Origin of the sequence: Leisingera sp. SS27, assembly GCF_028368855.1 — a bacterium.
Taxonomy (GTDB): Bacteria; Pseudomonadota; Alphaproteobacteria; order Rhodobacterales; family Rhodobacteraceae; genus Leisingera.
The window spans coordinates 42,973-58,667 of sequence record NZ_JAQNCY010000005.1; the positions used below are offsets into that span (position 1 = coordinate 42,973).

Consider the following 15,695-nt stretch of genomic DNA (forward strand, 5'->3'; position numbering starts at 1 on the left):
CCGTTGTCCTTGTTCTGCCGGGCGGGCCTTTGCCGCGCCGCTGCCTGTTCATCCGCTGCAGCCCCGGGGCTGCGCTCTCCAACAAAAAGCGGCGTGCAAACCGAATCGCTGCACGCCCGCCTCAATAATTCCTGCTCAGGTACCGCCCATCGCTGCCAAGATCAAGTGCAGCGCAGCAATTGCGGCCCCAAAGCCATAGTACCGCTGCGGGCTTAGCCGAACATCCCCAGAAGCCCTTGCAGGCCAAAGCGGATCAAGAGATCGACCAGCGCAAAGAACAGCGCCGTCAGCGCCGCCATGATGAACACCATGACCGTGGTCAGCAGCACTTCGCGGCGGGTCGGCCAAACGACCTTGGATACTTCGGCGCGAACCTGCTGGATAAACTGAACGGGGTTGATAGTCGCCATACTGGGGGTGTCTCTCTGCTAGCAGTCAGGGCGATGTAACCGGAGCGGCCCGTGAATTCAAGCCCTGCCCGCCCTCGCAGCGCCCCGTTGCGCGGGCTGCGCACGCCCGGTCAATCTAATTTTAATCCACTAATGGCAAAAATGACGGGAAAGCGGTTCCCAGCGGCCTTCCGGCTGCCTTGGGGGCCGGACTGTGTGATTGATTGAGGCAGAACACCATGACACCAGCCAATTCCCTGTCCGAGGCCGAACAGTTCGAACGCGAAGCCAAGTTTGAAGATGCCGCCATGGCCTATGCCGGCATCCTGTCCCGCAATCCCCGCAACAAGCGCGCGCAATCCGCGCTGGAGGGGCTGCGCAAACGGCTGGACTCGCAGACCGACCCGTCGCCGGTGCATCAGGCCGGGCTGGAGGAAGCGCTGGCCGGGGGCCGCCATTTCGAGGCGGCCGAAAGCTGCGGCGCACTGCTGAAGACTTTCCGCGAATCGCATTTCCTGTGGGATTTCCTGGGCCGCTGCCACCTGGCCGCCGGCCATCTGGACAATGCTGCCACCTGCCTCAACAAGGCGATCGGGATCAATCCCCGCGCCGCCGGCACCTATGCCGCCATGGGCCGGGTCAAGGCCGCCCGCGGCGAGCTGGACAACGCCATGGCGCTGTTTGACAAGGCGCTGATGCTGGCCGCCGGCAGCCTGCAGGCGCTGCATGGCAAGGCAGAGGTGCTGATCAAGCAGGGCCAGAGCCAGCGCGCCGCAACGATGCTGCGAAAGGCGGTGAAGCTGGCGCCGCATGACGCCGCGCTGCATGTCACGCTTGCGGGCCTCCTGACCCAGCAGGGCGCGGCTGAAGACGCCAAGGAACACTACACCCAGGCCGTCCGCCTGAACCCCGCCCTGACTGAGGCCCGCTACCAGCTTGGCCTGCTCCTGAAAGCCGAGGGCGCCTATGCCGCCGCCCTGCCCTGTTTCGACAAGGTGCTGCAGGCCAACCCTTCGGATGACCGCGCCCGCACCCAGCGTCTGCATGTGCTGGCGGAGCTGTGCGACTGGAACTGGCTGCCGGAATATGGCGACTGCCGCCGCCAGCTGGGCCTGCGCGGCCCGGGCTGCGACCCCAGCGCGCTGATGCGGATGGAAGACAACCCAGACCTGCTGCGCGCCCGCGCCCAGTCCTATGCCAGCGATCTGTTCGGCACGGCTGAGCTGAACAGCATCCCGCCCGCAGGCCAGCGCCCCGAACGCCTGCGCATCGGCTATTTCTTCGCCGCCCGCGACGCCGCTGCGGTTCTGGACCAGCATGGTGCGATGCTTGCCGCCCACGACCAGACCCGCTTTGACATCCGCATTTATGCGGTTGGCGCCGGCCTGCCCGAGGGTACGGCGCAGAGGTTTGACGGTCTCAAGGTTCTGGATGCCAGCGCCACGGATCAGATGGCGGCGGCGGTGAAGGCGGACCAATTGGACGCCGCGGTGGATCTCTCCGGTTACGCGGGCGGCGGTGCGCTGCCGCTGTTTGCCGCCCGCCTGGCGCCGCTCCACATCCTGTTCCCCGGCTACCCCGGCACCATGGGAACAGCCGCTTATGACTACCTGGTCAGCGATGCCGCCGCCTGCCCGCCCGGCAGCGAACGCTATCACAACGAGCATCTGCTGCGACTGGAGGGCGGGCATCAGTCTGTGGCTCCAGCGGTGTCACACGCCACCCCGGACCGTGCCGCCTGCGGCCTGCCCGCGCAGGGTTTCGTGTTCTGCAGCTTTGCCAGCGGCAGCCATATCACACCGCAGGAATTCGATATCTGGATGCGCCTGCTGCACGGTGCCCCGGAAAGTGTGCTGTGGCTGGCAGGCAACGGCGACCATGCCGTGTCGAACCTGCGCCGTGCAGCCGCTGCGCGCGGGATTGACCCGGACCGCCTGGTCTTTGCCCCCGCCGCCGGCCGCGATGATCACCTAGCCCGCCTGCCGCTGGCGGATCTGTTCCTGGACAGCTTCACCGTGAACGCCGCCGCAGCCGCCCGCGATGCCCTGGCCGCCGGCGTGCCGGTCCTCACCCTGCCCGGCCAGCAATCCGCCGCCCGCACCTCCGCCAGCCTGCTGCAGGCCGCCGGACTGCCGGAGATGATTGCCGAAAACATGCAGGACTACGAGGCCAAAGCCGCGGAACTGGCAGCAGACAGTGCCGCCGCCGCCAGCCTGCGCAGCACGCTGCGCGCCCGGCAGCAAACCGCGGCGCTGTTCAGCCCGCAACGGCTGGCCCGCCAAGTGGAGCGCGCCTTTGACGCGGCCTGCGAACGGCAGCAGCAGGGGCTGGCGCCGGCCCATCTGGATCTGGAGTAGCCAGTCACGCCAAACGGCCTGCCCGGAAGGGCAGCGCTGAACCGGCGATGTGCGGGAAAATGGCAGGGGCAGCAGGGTTCGAACCCGCGACCTACGGTTTTGGAGACCGTCGCTCTACCAACTGAGCTATACCCCTGTGGTGCGGCATGTCCTACGGCAGGCGCGCTGCAGAGGCAAGAGGGAAAAGCGCATTTTCTTGCGCCGCCCGGACGCTTTGCCGCCACCGGGCTTAGCCTGGGCTTTGCCCCGGCGCTGCCATGCAGTAAGACGGGGCAATTACCGGGGCCAAGCCCCTGTGCCCCCTGCAGGAATGAGCCCTAGCCCCGTGAGCCTCAGAAAGAAAATCGCCGACAGCCCAAGGGTCAACCGCGCCGTGGAGGGGCTGTTTGCCGCCTACGTGCGATTCGCCTTCCGCACCTCCCGCTGGACCCGCACCGGGTTCGAGGAAATGGACGCCTGCGTGCGCCGCGGCGAGCCGGTAATTTTCGTGCTTTGGCACCAGCGGCTGATCATGGCACCTTATCTGTTCGACACCTCGCTGGGCCGCATCTGTGCACTGACCTCCGCCGCCCGTGCCGGACGGCTGGCGGGACAGATCCTGGTGCGGCTGGGGTTTGAGACCATCCCGATGTCGAGCCACAAGCGCCATGTCGCCCTGTCGCGCGAGGTGCTGCGCCGCACTAGGGAAGGCTGCTCCATCGGCATCGCTGCTGACGGTCCGCGCGGGCCTGCGCGGGTCTCATCCACCGTGCCCGTGGTCTGGGCCCGGATGACCGGCTGCCGGGTGTTCACCGTCGCCTTTGCCGAGAAGAAGGTGATGAAGCTGCCGACCTGGGACCGGCAGATGCTGCCGATGCCGTTTTCCCGTGGCGTGCTGATGTGCCGGGAATGGACCGATGAGGTGCCGAAGAAGCCGAGCGACGAGCAGGCGGAGATGCTGCGGCAAAGCCTGGAGGCATCGCTGGATGCCATTACGGACGCAGCGGATGCAGCGGCGGGGCGCGGCGGTGAAGATCCGAAGACAGTCAAGAGCTGAACAGGACCCGCGGCGAGACGGTTGTGTTTAAGGCTGACTTAGCGTTTGGCGTTCGCTCATCATAGTTGGAAACTGCGAAAACCATCAATCCGCGTGTATTGTGACAACGCTGGGCAATCCGATTTGCAGCCCCTTGCTGACAAAGAATACCTCCAACTCAAGATTGATCGGATTCTGCTCAGAAGGCTGCCCATCCAGCCAAGCCAGAAGAATGCCGTAACCGTTTCCGTTTGCTTCCCCTGCCAAAGGAATTGCGGGGAATATCCCGTAAGCATCCTCGCCGCGAACAACCCGGAAATACACACCCAAATCTTTTATTTCATACAATGTTGTATCTGGCAGAGACACCGACAGGCGAAGTGTTCCTGCATCCCCGCATGACATTCCAGGAGCTTCTTTGCCCCTTTGGATTTCTTTCACTTCAACATTAGGTGCCGGAATATCACCAAGATACTCCCCATCACCGGCGAATGGCTCCCAGCCTTCTAGGTCTGGCTGAAAAGGCCAAGCGCCTTCAAACGAACAAGAAAGGGCCGCAGAACTGAGGGGCATTGCTGCGGCAAAAACAAAAGCGAATAATTTCATTGAAAGAGCCCAAAATGAATAAAATCCAGTCGTCACACCTCCACCCTAGCCAGGTGAAAAGCCGAGAGGCAAGCTGGTGATTATCACTCAGGCGGGCGCGATTGGGTCGCGCCCGGAACTGACGCTCCCTGCGACCTCAAAATCTTCACTGGAGATTTTGCAGGACGGCCTCCAGCCCTTGGCCCTGCCCTGTTCCGACGTCAGCGCACAGAAAAAGGGCCGCTCGGTTGAGCGGCCCTTTCTATTATCTCACCGGTGCGGGCTCTCAATGATTTTGCTGCGCAAAACCATCTGCCGCCCGCCAGACGGCAAAGCCGTCTTACTCAGTGATTTTCGACACGACGCCGGCGCCGACGGTGCGGCCGCCTTCGCGGATGGCGAAGCGCAGGCCGTTTTCCATCGCGATCGGGGCGATCAGTTCAACGTCGAACTTCAGGTTGTCGCCCGGCATCACCATCTCGGTGCCTTCCGGCAGGGTCACGGTGCCGGTCACGTCGGTGGTGCGGAAGTAGAACTGCGGACGGTAGTTCGCGAAGAACGGGGTGTGGCGGCCGCCTTCTTCCTTGGTGAGGATATAGGCCTCAGCTTCGAACTTGGTGTGCGGCTTCACGGAGCCCGGCTTACACAGAACCTGGCCGCGCTCAACGCCGTCACGGTCGACACCGCGCAGCAGCGCGCCGATGTTGTCGCCCGCTTCACCGCGGTCCAGCAGCTTGCGGAACATTTCCACACCGGTGCAGGTGGTGGAGGTGGTGTCGCGGATGCCGACGATCTCGATCGCGTCGCCGACGTTGATCACGCCGCGCTCGACACGGCCGGTCACAACGGTGCCGCGGCCGGAGATCGAGAACACGTCTTCGATCGGCATCAGGAACGGCTGGTCGACCGCGCGCTCCGGGGTGTCGATGTAGTCATCAACAGCCGCCATCAGCTCTTTGATCTTCTCGGAACCGATGTTGTCGTCACGGCCTTCCATCGCCGCCAGCGCGGAACCTGCGATGATCGGGATATCGTCGCCCGGGTACTCGTAGGAGGACAGCAGTTCGCGGATTTCCATTTCGACGAGCTCGAGCAGCTCTTCGTCGTCGACCTGGTCAACCTTGTTCATGAACACCACCATCTTCGGGATGCCGACCTGGCGGCCCAGCAGGATGTGCTCGCGGGTCTGCGGCATCGGGCCGTCAGCCGCGTTCACAACCAGGATCGCGCCGTCCATCTGGGCCGCGCCGGTGATCATGTTCTTCACGTAGTCGGCGTGGCCGGGGCAGTCGACGTGCGCGTAGTGGCGGTTCTCGGTCTCATACTCGACGTGTGCGGTCGAGATGGTGATGCCGCGGGCTTTCTCTTCCGGGGCGCCGTCGATCTGGTCGTAGGCTTTGAAGTCACCGAAGTATTTGGTGATAGCCGCGGTCAGAGTGGTCTTGCCGTGGTCAACGTGGCCGATGGTGCCGATGTTGACGTGCGGTTTATTGCGTTCAAACTTTTCCTTAGCCATTGCTTAGGCGCCCTTTTGAAATGAGGGGTCGCTTGCCGACCCGGTTTCCTCTGCGCCGGCGGATTATTTGGTTTGCCGGCAAAAATCAACCCGTTCCTGCTTGACAGGGGCGGTTTTCACAAGCCTCAGCCAGCAGGTTGCGTCTCTGCCGCAGCGGCGTCCGTGCCGCTGGCGGAATCCGCCGCTGCGCGCGGGGCAAACCAGCCTTCTTTCTCATGCTGCTCAGCCATCCATTCCTCGACCTTGTCGGCGATATTGATCGCAAGGCCCTGGATCTGCTCTTCCTTTGTGCGGGCATGGCCGGAGCCCAGCACCGCGCTTTCTCCGGTGGTGCTTTCGAAGATTTCCATCTGGTGCTTCTTGGCCAGGAATTTCTTTTCTGCCACGTCATAGACAAACACGTTCACCACCACCGCGCTTTTGGGGGAGAACAGCACCGGCACGCCGGGGGGCGCCAGCATGAAGCCCTCAAGCGTGACGGCAACGTCATACTGCTGGGCCCCGTCATAGCGGCGCAGGCGGGTGTTCAGCGCGTTTTCGATCGGCGCGGTCCATTCGCTGTGCTCAGCATTGCGCGACAGCGGCCATTGCAGCGCCTTATCGGTGTAGACGTGGGTGACGCGGGCCTGGAAGGCGCCCAGATCCTCCGGCGCCTCGTTCAGCTGGGTTTCGCCGCAGGCGGTAAGCAGGGCCAGCGCGGCCAGCATGGAAAGAACGCGGATCATGGAAATCCCCCAAGAGAAATTCGGTCCCGCCCTGATAGCCGGGGGCGGCAGGCAGGGTAAAGGGGCGGAAACAGCAACCCCCGCGCGGGTGGCGCGGGGGGCACAGGCAGACGGCAGGTTTCTGCTGCCCTACTTGAACTTGTAATTGCGCGGGAAGCCGTGCGGCGGGCGTTTGCCGACGCCGGCGCGCTTGCCGAGCCACTGGGTGAGGTCGGCCTCGTGGCGGGTCTTGCCGCCGCCCATTTCCCAGCGCAGGCCGTCATCCCAGTTGAAGGTGGTGATGTCCGAGAGGCCGCCGTCCAGTTCCAGCGAGCCCTGCTTGCCGCGGGCCATGTTGTATTTCTGCAGCCGCACGCCCTTGCCGCGGGTCAGCTCGGGCATTTCCTCGACTGCGAAGACCAGGAGCTTGCCGTTCTCGGAGACGATGGCGACGTGGTCGCCCTCCACCGGGATACAGATCTTGGCGCGCTCGTCGTCCTTGACGTTCAGCACCTGCTTGCCGCTGCGGGTCTGGGCGACGATTTCCTTCTCCGCGCAGATGAAGCCGTTGCCCGCGTCCGATGCGACCAGAAGGCGGCCTTCGGGGTTGTGGATCATCAGATCGACGATCTCTGCTTCGTTCGGCAGATCGACCATCAGGCGCAGCGGTTCGCCCATGCCGCGCCCGCCGGGCAGATTGGCCGCCGACAGGGTGTAGAAACGGCCGTTGGAGCCGAACACCAGCAGGCGGTCGGTGGTTTCGGCGTGGAAGATGAAGCGCGGGCCGTCGCCGTCCTTGAACTTCAGCTCGCGGTTCAGGTCGATGTGGCCGGTCATCGCCCGGATCCAGCCCATCTGGGAGCAGACCACGGTGATCGGCTCGCGGTCTATCATCGCTTCCAGGGGCACGTCTTCGACTTCGCCTGCCTCGGCAAACAGCGTGCGGCGGGCGCCGCCGGCGTAGTCCTTGCCGAACTGCTTCTTGGTTTCCTTCAGCTGTTCGGAGATGCGCGACCATTGCAGGTCCTCGGAGGCCAGCAGTTCGACCAGCCCGGCGCGCTCCTCGCGCAGGGCATCGCGTTCGCGGACCAGTTCGATCTCTTCAAGCTTGCGCAAGGACCGCAGGCGCATGTTGAGGATCGCCTCGGCCTGCACCTCTGTCAGCTCACCGGTGCCGGGAGCCGGGGTGACATATTCCGCCTCGGTGAAGGCGCGGGGGTGGTCCTTGCTCCAGTCCTCGCGGATCAGGGCGGCCTTCGGGTCCTCGTCATAGCGGATGATGTCGATCACCCGGTCGAGGTTCAGAAAGGCGATGATGAAGCCTTCGAGCACCTCCAGCCGGTGGTCGATCTTTTCCATCCGGTGGCGCGAGCGGCGCTGCAGCACGTCGCGGCGGTGATCGAGGAAGGCGCGCAGCACCTCCTTCATCGAGCAGACCTTGGGGGTCACCCCGTCGATCAGCACGTTCATGTTGAGGCTGAAGCGGATTTCCAGGTCCGAATTGCGGAACATCATGTTCATCAGAACCTCGGGGTCCACGTTCTTGGACTTGGGTTCCAGGATGATGCGGATGTCGTCCGCCGATTCGTCGCGCACATCGGCGAGGATCGGCACCTTCTTGGTCTGGATCAGCTCGGCGATCTTCTCGATCAGCTTGGATTTCTGGACCTGATAGGGGATCTCGGTGACAACAATCTGCCACTGGCCGCGGCCCAGGTCCTCGACCTCATGCTTGCAGCGCAGGCGGAAGGAGCCGCGGCCGGTGCTGTAAGCCTTGGCGATGTTTTCCTTGGGCTCGACGATGATGCCACCGGTGGGGAAATCGGGGCCGGGCACGTAGTTCAACAGCGTGTCGTCACGGGCATCGGGCGTCCTGATCAGATGCAGGCAGGCGTCGATCAGCTCTGCAATGTTGTGCGGCGGGATGTTGGTCGCCATGCCCACCGCGATGCCCGCCGCGCCATTGGCGAGGATGTTCGGGAAGGTCGCGGGCAGCACCGCCGGTTCGGTCAGGCGGCCGTCGTAGTTGTCGCGGAAATCAACCGAATCCTCATTGAGGCCTTCCAGCATCGCCTCGGCCACAAAGGTCATCCGCGCCTCGGTGTAGCGGGAGGCTGCCGGGTTGTCGCCGTCGATGTTGCCGAAGTTGCCCTGGCCGTCGACCAGCGGGTAGCGGACGTTGAAGTCCTGCGCCAGGCGCGCCATCGCGTCATAGATCGCGGCGTCGCCATGGGGGTGGAAGTCGCCCATGGTGTCGCCGGAAATCTTGGCCGACTTCAGGAAGCCGCCGGTGGAGCTGAGGCGCAGGCGGTTCATCGCATAGAGAATGCGCCGGTGCACCGGCTTCAGCCCGTCACGCGCGTCGGGCAGCGCCCGGTGCATGATGGTGCTGAGCGCATAGGTCAGATAGCGCTCGCCAATGGCGCGGCGCAGCGGTTCCAGGATTTCACCCTGTTCAGGGGCAGACGGCATGTCGGGATCTTCTACCAGGTCGGTCATGAATTCGTGATACTGCCGCCGCCGGAATTGGTAAAGCGGGCGCGCGCGAATTTCGCGGGGATGCAGCGCCGCGCCAACGTTTTGGGGGAGAAGATTGCGGACTCTCCCCTGTTTCCCCGCCGTTAACTTGCCCTAGATAGATGGGAACCAGGCAGCTGCGCCGTGCGTTTCTTTTTCAAACCAATGCTATTTCGTGCAGCCGCCATGTGTGGTGGTACTAGGGGGGACTGGGTTATGTCGCGATTTGTTTTAGTTTCTTTCGCTTTTCTGGGCTGGGGGTTTTATGAGCTCAGCGGGGGTGCGGATTTCGAGCCGCGCAAGGAACGCTCTGACGCGCTGGAGATTGCCAAGGCCGCATTTGCCGCGCCGGAGGAGACCCGCCAGGGCAGCCGCAGCAGCAGCGCCAGCGAGGATGCCAAGTCCCTGATCCGCAACGTGACTTTCCGTCCGGCCGGCAGCATGCAGGAGGCGGAACGGCCTGTGCGCCCTGCCGCTGATCCGCAACTGCGGTCGCGGGTGGCGCTGCGGCAGATCACCCAGGCCCGGCTGGCGATCGGCGACAGCACCAATGTTTTCCCGGCGGTGGCGGACGAAGGCGCGCCGTTGCAGCTGGCGTCGCTGGAGGGCGGTCTTGCCGCGCTGCAGCCGGCCTCGGCCGCGGCTGACGCGCAGAACGATTCGCCGGAACCGGCGGGTGCCGCGCTGGCAGAGCCGCAGCCCGCACCGGAACCGGACATCCGCCAGATCAGGGCCTCCCGCGTGAACATGCGGCAGGGGCCGGGCACCAATTACCCGGTGATTACCCGCCTCCTGGGCGGGGATGAAGTGATCGTGTTCGAGGACAGCGGCACCGGCTGGCTGCATCTGCGCGCACCCGGCAAGGGCAAGGTCGGCTGGATTGCCGCTTCCCTGGTGAGCAAGAAACGCCCATAACTGGCCCCGGAGACATCCGGGCAGAGGGGCAATCTCTTGAAGAAAACGATTCTGATTACGGGCTGTTCCTCCGGGATCGGCCTGGATGCGGCCCGCGGCATGCGGGAGCGCGGCTGGCGGGTGTTTGCCTCCTGCCGGCAGCAGCGCGACTGTGACCGGATGCGGGCCGAGGGATTCGAGAGCCCGCGCATCGATTACACTGATCCAGAAAGCATCACCGCTGGCCTGGCCGAGGTACTGGAGGCCACTGGCGGCACGCTGGATGCGCTGTTCAACAACGGCGCGCACGGGTTGCCCGGCGCGGTGGAAGATCTGCCGACGGACGGCTTGCGCTCCATCTTCGAGGCGAATTTCTTTGGCTGGCATGAGCTGACCCGGCAGGTGATTCCGGTGATGCGCAGGCAAGGCCACGGGCGGATCGTGCAGAATTCTTCGATCCTGGGGTTTGTGACCTTTCCCTGGCGCGGCGCCTATGTGGCGACGAAATACGCGCTGGAGGGGCTGACGGATACGCTGCGGGTGGAGCTGCAGGGGACCGGCATCCACATGGTGCTGATCGAGCCGGGGCCGGTGACGTCGAAGATCCGCGAAAAATCGATCCCGCATTTCGAGCGCTTCATCGACTGGCAGGCGTCGCCGCTGCGTGAGCTTTATGAATCGCGGCTGCTGAAGCGGCTTTATGAAAGCAGCGGCCCGGACCGGTTTGAGCTGCCTGCCTCTGCCGTCACCGCCAAGCTGGCCCATGCCTGCGAATCCCGGCGGCCGCGTCCGCGCTACTATGTCACCACCCCCACCCATATTGCGGGCTTTCTGCGGCGCATCCTGCCGACCCGGGCAATTGACCGCATCCTTGTCAGGCTCGGATAGGGTCGCCATCCGCATCTGCGCGGGTTAGATGGGGTGCAATGGAATAAACGCGCTTGGGGGACAGGATGTTCGATCCGCTGTATTATCTGGCACTGGCAGCCGTGGCGGCTGTGGTTGTGGCGCTGGTCATCGGCATTGGCGGCTTTGGCAAGGGCGGCGAGTTCAACCGCCGCAACGCAAACAAGATGATGCGGCTGCGCATCCTGTTTCAATTCATTGCGGTGGTGCTGGTGCTGACCTACGTCTACCTGCGTAACCAGGGAGGATAAGGGGCGATGGTCGTTCTGAACAAGATTTACACCCGCACCGGCGACAAGGGCGAGACCGCGCTGGGGAACGGCGAGCGGGTGGCCAAGCATTCGGCGCGGGTCAATGCCTATGGCACCTCGGATGAGCTGAACTCCTTTGTCGGCGTCGCCCGGCTGGAAGCGGAGGGCGAGATGGATGCGGCGCTGGCGCGGATCCAGAATGACCTGTTTGATCTGGGCGCCGACCTGTGCCGTCCGGAAATGGAGAAGGACGCCGATGCCGAATACCCGCCGCTGCGGGTTGCGGTGGCGCAGGTCGAGCGGCTGGAAGCCGAGATCGACGTCATGAACAAGGATCTGGAGGCGCTGCGCAGCTTCATCCTGCCGGGCGGGTCGAAACTGGCGGCGCATCTGCACGTCTGCCGCACCGTGGCGCGCCGGGCCGAACGGCTGGCCACCGACCTCAGCACCACTGAGGACGTGAACCCGGCGGCGGTGAAATACCTGAACCGCCTTTCCGACTGGTTCTTTGTCGCCGCCCGCACCGCCAACAATGGCGGCAAGGACGACGTGCTGTGGGTGCCGGGCGCCAACCGCTGAGGCCCCCTGCCCCGGTCTGACCCCGGTCTGATTCGCACTTTGGCGCCGGATTTTGGCGAATCCGGTGCCAAACGCGTCACGCAGGCCGCCGGCGCCCTGCCGCTGCGGCAGGCGGATTTCCCACCGGAAACATTCTTGCGGAAATGATGTTCCAAATGCGCAAACGCGACGTCGCCGTGCGCTAACGTGACGATTTTGCCCTGTTGCGCGCCCGCACCAGCCGGTATCAACGCTGCGAGAGCATAGAGGGGGAGTCGCCCTGGGGCGGCTTGCCGTTTGTTAAGGAGAGAACGCAAAATGAAGGTACTCGTGCCTGTCAAACGCGTGATTGACTACAACGTGAAGGTCCGCGTCAAAGCGGACGGCAGCGGTGTCGATCTCGCCAACGTGAAAATGTCGATGAACCCCTTCGACGAAATCGCTGTCGAAGAAGCCATCCGCCTGAAAGAAGCCGGCAAGGCTGATGAGGTGGTTGCGGTTTCCATCGGCGTCAAGCAGGCCCAGGAAACCCTGCGCACCGCCCTGGCGATGGGTGCGGACCGCGCCATCCTGGTGGTTGCTGCCGACGACGTGCACACCGACATCGAGCCGCTGGCCGTTGCGAAAATCCTGGCCAAAGTGGTCGAGGAAGAGCAGCCCGGCGTCGTGCTCTGCGGCAAGCAGGCAATCGACAACGACATGAACGCAACCGGCCAGATGCTGTCGGCGCTGCTGGGCTGGTCCCAGGGCACCTTTGCCTCTGAGCTGGACATCGAAGGCGACACCGCAAAAGTCACCCGTGAGGTTGACGGCGGCCTGCAGACCATTTCCGTGAAGATGCCCGCCATCATCACCGTGGACCTGCGCCTGAACGAGCCGCGCTATGCGTCGCTGCCGAACATCATGAAGGCGAAGAAAAAGCCGCTGGACGAGAAAACCGCCGCCGATTACGGCGTCGACGTCACGCCGCGCCTGGAAATCGTCAAGACCGAAGAGCCGCCGGCACGCGCCGCAGGCATCATCGTCGGCTCCGTCGACGAGCTGGTTGAGAAACTCAAAGAAGCGGGGGCTGTGTAATGGCTGTTCTTCTCCTTGCTGAAGTGACCGACGGCGCGCTGGCGCTGGACGCGACCGCAAAAGCCGTTGCCGCTGCCGCACCGCTGGGCGACGTGACCGTTCTGGCTGCTGGCGCCTCTGCTGCTGCAGCCGGCGAAGAAGCGGCCAAGATCGCTGGCGTTGCCAAGGTTCTGGTTGCTGAGGACGCATCCCTGGGCCACCGCCTGGCAGAGCCGACCGCAGCGCTGATTGCTGGCCTGGCGTCCGACTTTGAGCACATCGTTGCGCCCGCTACCACCGACGCCAAGAACGTTCTGCCGCGCGTTGCAGCACTGCTGGACGTGATGGTGATCTCGGACGTGTCCGGCGTTGTCGACGGCAACACCTTCGAGCGCCCGATCTATGCGGGCAACGCGATCCAGACCGTGAAGTCGAACGACGCCAAGAAAGTCGTCTCCTTCCGCACCGCGTCGTTCGATGCAGCTGGCGAAGGCGGTTCCGCATCCGTGGAAACCATCTCGGCTGCCGCAAACCCCGGCCTGTCCGAGTGGGTTGAAGACAAGGTAGCCGCAAGCGACCGTCCGGAACTGACCTCGGCCGGCATCGTTGTCTCCGGCGGCCGCGGCGTTGGCTCCGAGGAAGACTTCAAACTGATCGAGAACCTGGCCGACAAGCTGGGCGCCGCCGTTGGCGCGTCCCGCGCGGCGGTCGACTCGGGCTATGCCCCGAACGACTGGCAGGTGGGTCAGACCGGCAAGGTTGTTGCACCGGACCTGTATGTCGCCATCGGCATCTCCGGCGCCATTCAGCACCTCGCCGGCATGAAGGACTCCAAGGTCATCGTGGCGATCAACAAGGACGAAGAAGCACCGATCTTCCAGGTTGCGGACTTTGGCCTGGTTGCCGACCTGTTCGAGGCCGTCCCGGCCCTGACCGGGAAACTGGGCTGAGCCCAGCCGGACAGCTGACCAATAGGAAGGCCCGCCATTTGGCGGGCCTTTTTCCGTTCTGAAGGTGCAGGCCTATTACGGGCCGGGGCGGTTGCCGCTCAGGCGCGCAGCAGCGGCTCCAGGCCGCTGGCCAAGGCTTCTGCGATCCTCAAATGCTCCTTGGGGCCGATCATGTGGCGCGCGGCCGGCAGCTCCATCGGGCCGAAGATCATGCCGGAGATATCCTGCGCCGCGGCGGCGGAGGCAGCCTTGAGTTCCAGGAGGCCCTGCACCTTGGGGCGCAGCGCCTCAGCCATGGCGCGGTCGACCAGCACCGGCTCCTCCGGGAAGCCTGCCTCGGCGTCCAGCGCATAGCGCAGCCACAAGAGAAGGACGCGGCCGTCCAGTTCCTCCACCAGCCTGGTCATCCGGTCGACCCAGCTGCGCTGCAACTGTTCACGCACCTGCTCGAACCGCTGTGCGGAGATATCACGCAGAGAGCACAGCAGGTGCTTGTTGAAGTGGAATTCGGTGAAGTCGACCTCGGGGTACAGGGTCTTGAGCGCGGGCTGGGCTGCCAGAAACCGGTCGTTGCGGCGCGGGTGCACCCGGTAGTAGGGGTTGGAGATATTCTGCGCACCCAGCATCTGCACCACGGTCAGCCGGGCATTGCGGGCCACATCAATCAGGGTGTCATCCTGCGCGAAGCTGTCCAGGCCCGCATTCACGCTGCCCAGATTGATGCAATCCATGCTCAGACGGGCCTGCAGCAAATCCACAAACGGAAATTCAACGAATCGCCCATAGACTTCGGTTCCGCCCAGGAAGGCGACATAAGGGTCATCCAGAGACCGCAGCGGCCCCCTGACAAGCAGCCTGGAGTCGCCATATCTGACTGGTTCCCCCGCAAGCCCCCCCGGGCTTTTGAGTTCATAGCTCATAAATACCACCAATTTTTCACCCGAGACTCACCTTGGCGGGCAACCATTGCAATTTCCCTAAAGTGAGAATTTGCCTCAAATCCAGGCCAGCTGCCCTTGTGCCTGCCCGCGCCCGGCCAGTATGGTTGCCGCAGCTATTTCAGGAGCCTGAGGCATGGAAATTCAGAAGGTTGGAGTGATCGGCGCGGGTCAGATGGGCAACGGCATTGCCCATGTCATGGCGCTGGCCGGATACGAGGTCGTGCTGAATGACGTCAGCCAGCAGGCGCTGGATGCTGCGCTGAGCCTCATCCACAAGAACATGGAGCGCCAGGCCAGCAAGGGCAAGATTTCCGAAGCCGACGTGAAGGCGGCGCTGGCGCGCATCGTGCCGTCGCTGAAGCTGGCAGACGTGGGCGCAACCGATCTGGTGATCGAGGCCGCAACCGAGCGGGAGACTGTGAAGCAGGCCATTTTTGAGGACCTGCAGCCGCATCTGCAGCCGCATACGATCCTGACTTCCAACACCTCCTCGATCTCGATCACGAGGCTGGCCAGCCGCACCGACCGGCCTGAGCGGTTCATGGGCTTCCATTTCATGAACCCGGTGCCGGTGATGCAGCTGGTGGAGCTGATCCGCGGCATCGCCACTGATGAGCCGACCTTCAAGGCGTGCCAGGACGTGGTGGCGCGGTTGGGCAAAACCTCCGCCAGCGCAGAAGATTTTCCTGCCTTCATCGTCAACCGGATCCTGATGCCGATGATCAACGAGGCGGTTTATACGCTGTATGAGGGCGTCGGATCGGTGAAGTCGATCGACGAATCGATGAAGCTGGGTGCAAACCACCCGATGGGGCCGCTGGAGCTGGCGGATTTCATCGGGCTGGACACCTGCCTGGCGATCATGAACGTGCTGCATGACGGGCTGGCGGATACCAAGTACCGGCCCTGCCCGCTGCTGACCAAATATGTCGAAGCCGGCTGGCTGGGCCGCAAGACCCAGCGCGGGTTCTATGACTACCGCGGCGAAACCCCGGTGCCGACGCGCTGAAACTGACCGGCGGAAGGGGGCGCTGCCCCCTCTTGGCCTCGCGGCCA

Annotated in this window: 15 protein-coding genes and 1 tRNA gene; 9 read left to right on the forward strand and 7 right to left on the reverse strand. The window is 63.9% G+C overall.

Annotated elements, in window-relative coordinates; translation table 11 throughout:
* Positions 1 to 212: 212 nt before the first annotated feature.
* On the reverse strand, positions 213 to 410 hold the full coding sequence (secE, locus tag N6L27_RS12155) for a preprotein translocase subunit SecE (RefSeq protein ID WP_019298606.1): 198 nt from the start codon (positions 408 to 410) through the stop codon (positions 213 to 215).
* A gap of 218 nt (positions 411 to 628) precedes the next feature.
* Here secE and N6L27_RS12160 point away from each other — a divergent pair, with 218 nt between their 5' ends.
* On the forward strand, positions 629 to 2,746 hold the full coding sequence (locus N6L27_RS12160) for an O-linked N-acetylglucosamine transferase, SPINDLY family protein (protein WP_271907522.1): 2,118 nt from the start codon (positions 629 to 631) through the stop codon (positions 2,744 to 2,746).
* 60 nt (positions 2,747 to 2,806) lie between these two features.
* Here N6L27_RS12160 and N6L27_RS12165 read toward each other — a convergent pair.
* A tRNA-Trp gene (locus tag N6L27_RS12165) sits at positions 2,807 to 2,882 on the reverse strand.
* A gap of 189 nt (positions 2,883 to 3,071) precedes the next feature.
* Between N6L27_RS12165 and N6L27_RS12170 the strand changes: the two genes are divergently transcribed.
* Positions 3,072 to 3,782 (forward strand): lysophospholipid acyltransferase family protein, encoded by a 711-nt coding sequence (locus N6L27_RS12170; protein WP_271907524.1) that lies wholly within the window; start codon positions 3,072 to 3,074, stop codon positions 3,780 to 3,782.
* Between the two features lie 84 nt (positions 3,783 to 3,866).
* Here N6L27_RS12170 and N6L27_RS12175 read toward each other — a convergent pair whose 3' ends face one another.
* The 4 genes from N6L27_RS12175 to N6L27_RS12190 all read right to left on the reverse strand — a co-directional run bounded on the left by N6L27_RS12175 (position 3,867) and on the right by N6L27_RS12190 (position 9,065).
* Positions 3,867 to 4,403: a hypothetical protein gene (locus tag N6L27_RS12175; RefSeq protein ID WP_271907525.1), complete on the reverse strand. Its 537-nt coding sequence runs from the start codon at positions 4,401 to 4,403 to the stop codon at positions 3,867 to 3,869.
* 283 nt (positions 4,404 to 4,686) lie between these two features.
* Positions 4,687 to 5,862 (reverse strand): elongation factor Tu, encoded by a 1,176-nt coding sequence (gene tuf / locus N6L27_RS12180; RefSeq protein WP_271907526.1) that lies wholly within the window; start codon positions 5,860 to 5,862, stop codon positions 4,687 to 4,689.
* 125 nt (positions 5,863 to 5,987) lie between these two features.
* Positions 5,988 to 6,587, reverse strand: a complete 600-nt coding sequence (locus N6L27_RS12185; RefSeq protein ID WP_271907527.1) for a hypothetical protein — start codon at positions 6,585 to 6,587, stop codon at positions 5,988 to 5,990.
* A 129-nt stretch (positions 6,588 to 6,716) separates the two neighbouring features.
* Positions 6,717 to 9,065 (reverse strand): DNA topoisomerase IV subunit A, encoded by a 2,349-nt coding sequence (locus N6L27_RS12190; RefSeq protein WP_271907528.1) that lies wholly within the window; start codon positions 9,063 to 9,065, stop codon positions 6,717 to 6,719.
* Positions 9,066 to 9,299: 234 nt separating this feature from the next.
* Here N6L27_RS12190 and N6L27_RS12195 point away from each other — a divergent pair, with 234 nt between their 5' ends.
* The 6 genes from N6L27_RS12195 to N6L27_RS12220 all read left to right on the forward strand — a co-directional run bounded on the left by N6L27_RS12195 (position 9,300) and on the right by N6L27_RS12220 (position 13,698).
* Complete coding sequence (locus N6L27_RS12195) at positions 9,300 to 9,998, forward strand: SH3 domain-containing protein (protein ID WP_271907529.1); 699 nt, start codon at positions 9,300 to 9,302, stop codon at positions 9,996 to 9,998.
* 36 nt (positions 9,999 to 10,034) lie between these two features.
* A complete protein-coding gene (locus tag N6L27_RS12200) occupies positions 10,035 to 10,865 on the forward strand; it encodes an SDR family NAD(P)-dependent oxidoreductase (protein WP_271907530.1) in 831 nt (276 codons plus the stop codon).
* A 65-nt stretch (positions 10,866 to 10,930) separates the two neighbouring features.
* Positions 10,931 to 11,134 carry a twin transmembrane helix small protein gene (locus N6L27_RS12205; protein ID WP_039186659.1) on the forward strand — a complete coding sequence of 68 codons (204 nt, stop codon included), beginning with the start codon at positions 10,931 to 10,933 and terminating at the stop codon, positions 11,132 to 11,134.
* A gap of 6 nt (positions 11,135 to 11,140) precedes the next feature.
* Positions 11,141 to 11,713: a cob(I)yrinic acid a,c-diamide adenosyltransferase gene (locus N6L27_RS12210; protein ID WP_271907532.1), complete on the forward strand. Its 573-nt coding sequence runs from the start codon at positions 11,141 to 11,143 to the stop codon at positions 11,711 to 11,713.
* 297 nt (positions 11,714 to 12,010) lie between these two features.
* The gene (locus tag N6L27_RS12215; RefSeq protein ID WP_264212152.1) at positions 12,011 to 12,769 is read left to right on the forward strand and encodes an electron transfer flavoprotein subunit beta/FixA family protein; all 759 of its coding nucleotides are present in this window, start codon (positions 12,011 to 12,013) and stop codon (positions 12,767 to 12,769) included.
* Complete coding sequence (locus N6L27_RS12220; RefSeq protein WP_271907533.1) at positions 12,769 to 13,698, forward strand: electron transfer flavoprotein subunit alpha/FixB family protein; 930 nt, start codon at positions 12,769 to 12,771, stop codon at positions 13,696 to 13,698. Before N6L27_RS12215 ends, N6L27_RS12220 begins: the two co-directional genes overlap by 1 nt.
* Before the next feature lie 98 nt (positions 13,699 to 13,796).
* Here N6L27_RS12220 and N6L27_RS12225 read toward each other — a convergent pair whose 3' ends face one another.
* Positions 13,797 to 14,618, reverse strand: coding sequence for a DUF6473 family protein (locus N6L27_RS12225; protein ID WP_271907534.1), 822 nt, complete (start codon positions 14,616 to 14,618; stop codon positions 13,797 to 13,799).
* 154 nt (positions 14,619 to 14,772) lie between these two features.
* Between N6L27_RS12225 and N6L27_RS12230 the strand changes: the two genes are divergently transcribed.
* Positions 14,773 to 15,648 carry a 3-hydroxybutyryl-CoA dehydrogenase gene (locus N6L27_RS12230; protein ID WP_271907535.1) on the forward strand — a complete coding sequence of 292 codons (876 nt, stop codon included), beginning with the start codon at positions 14,773 to 14,775 and terminating at the stop codon, positions 15,646 to 15,648.
* Positions 15,649 to 15,695 lie beyond the last annotated feature (47 nt).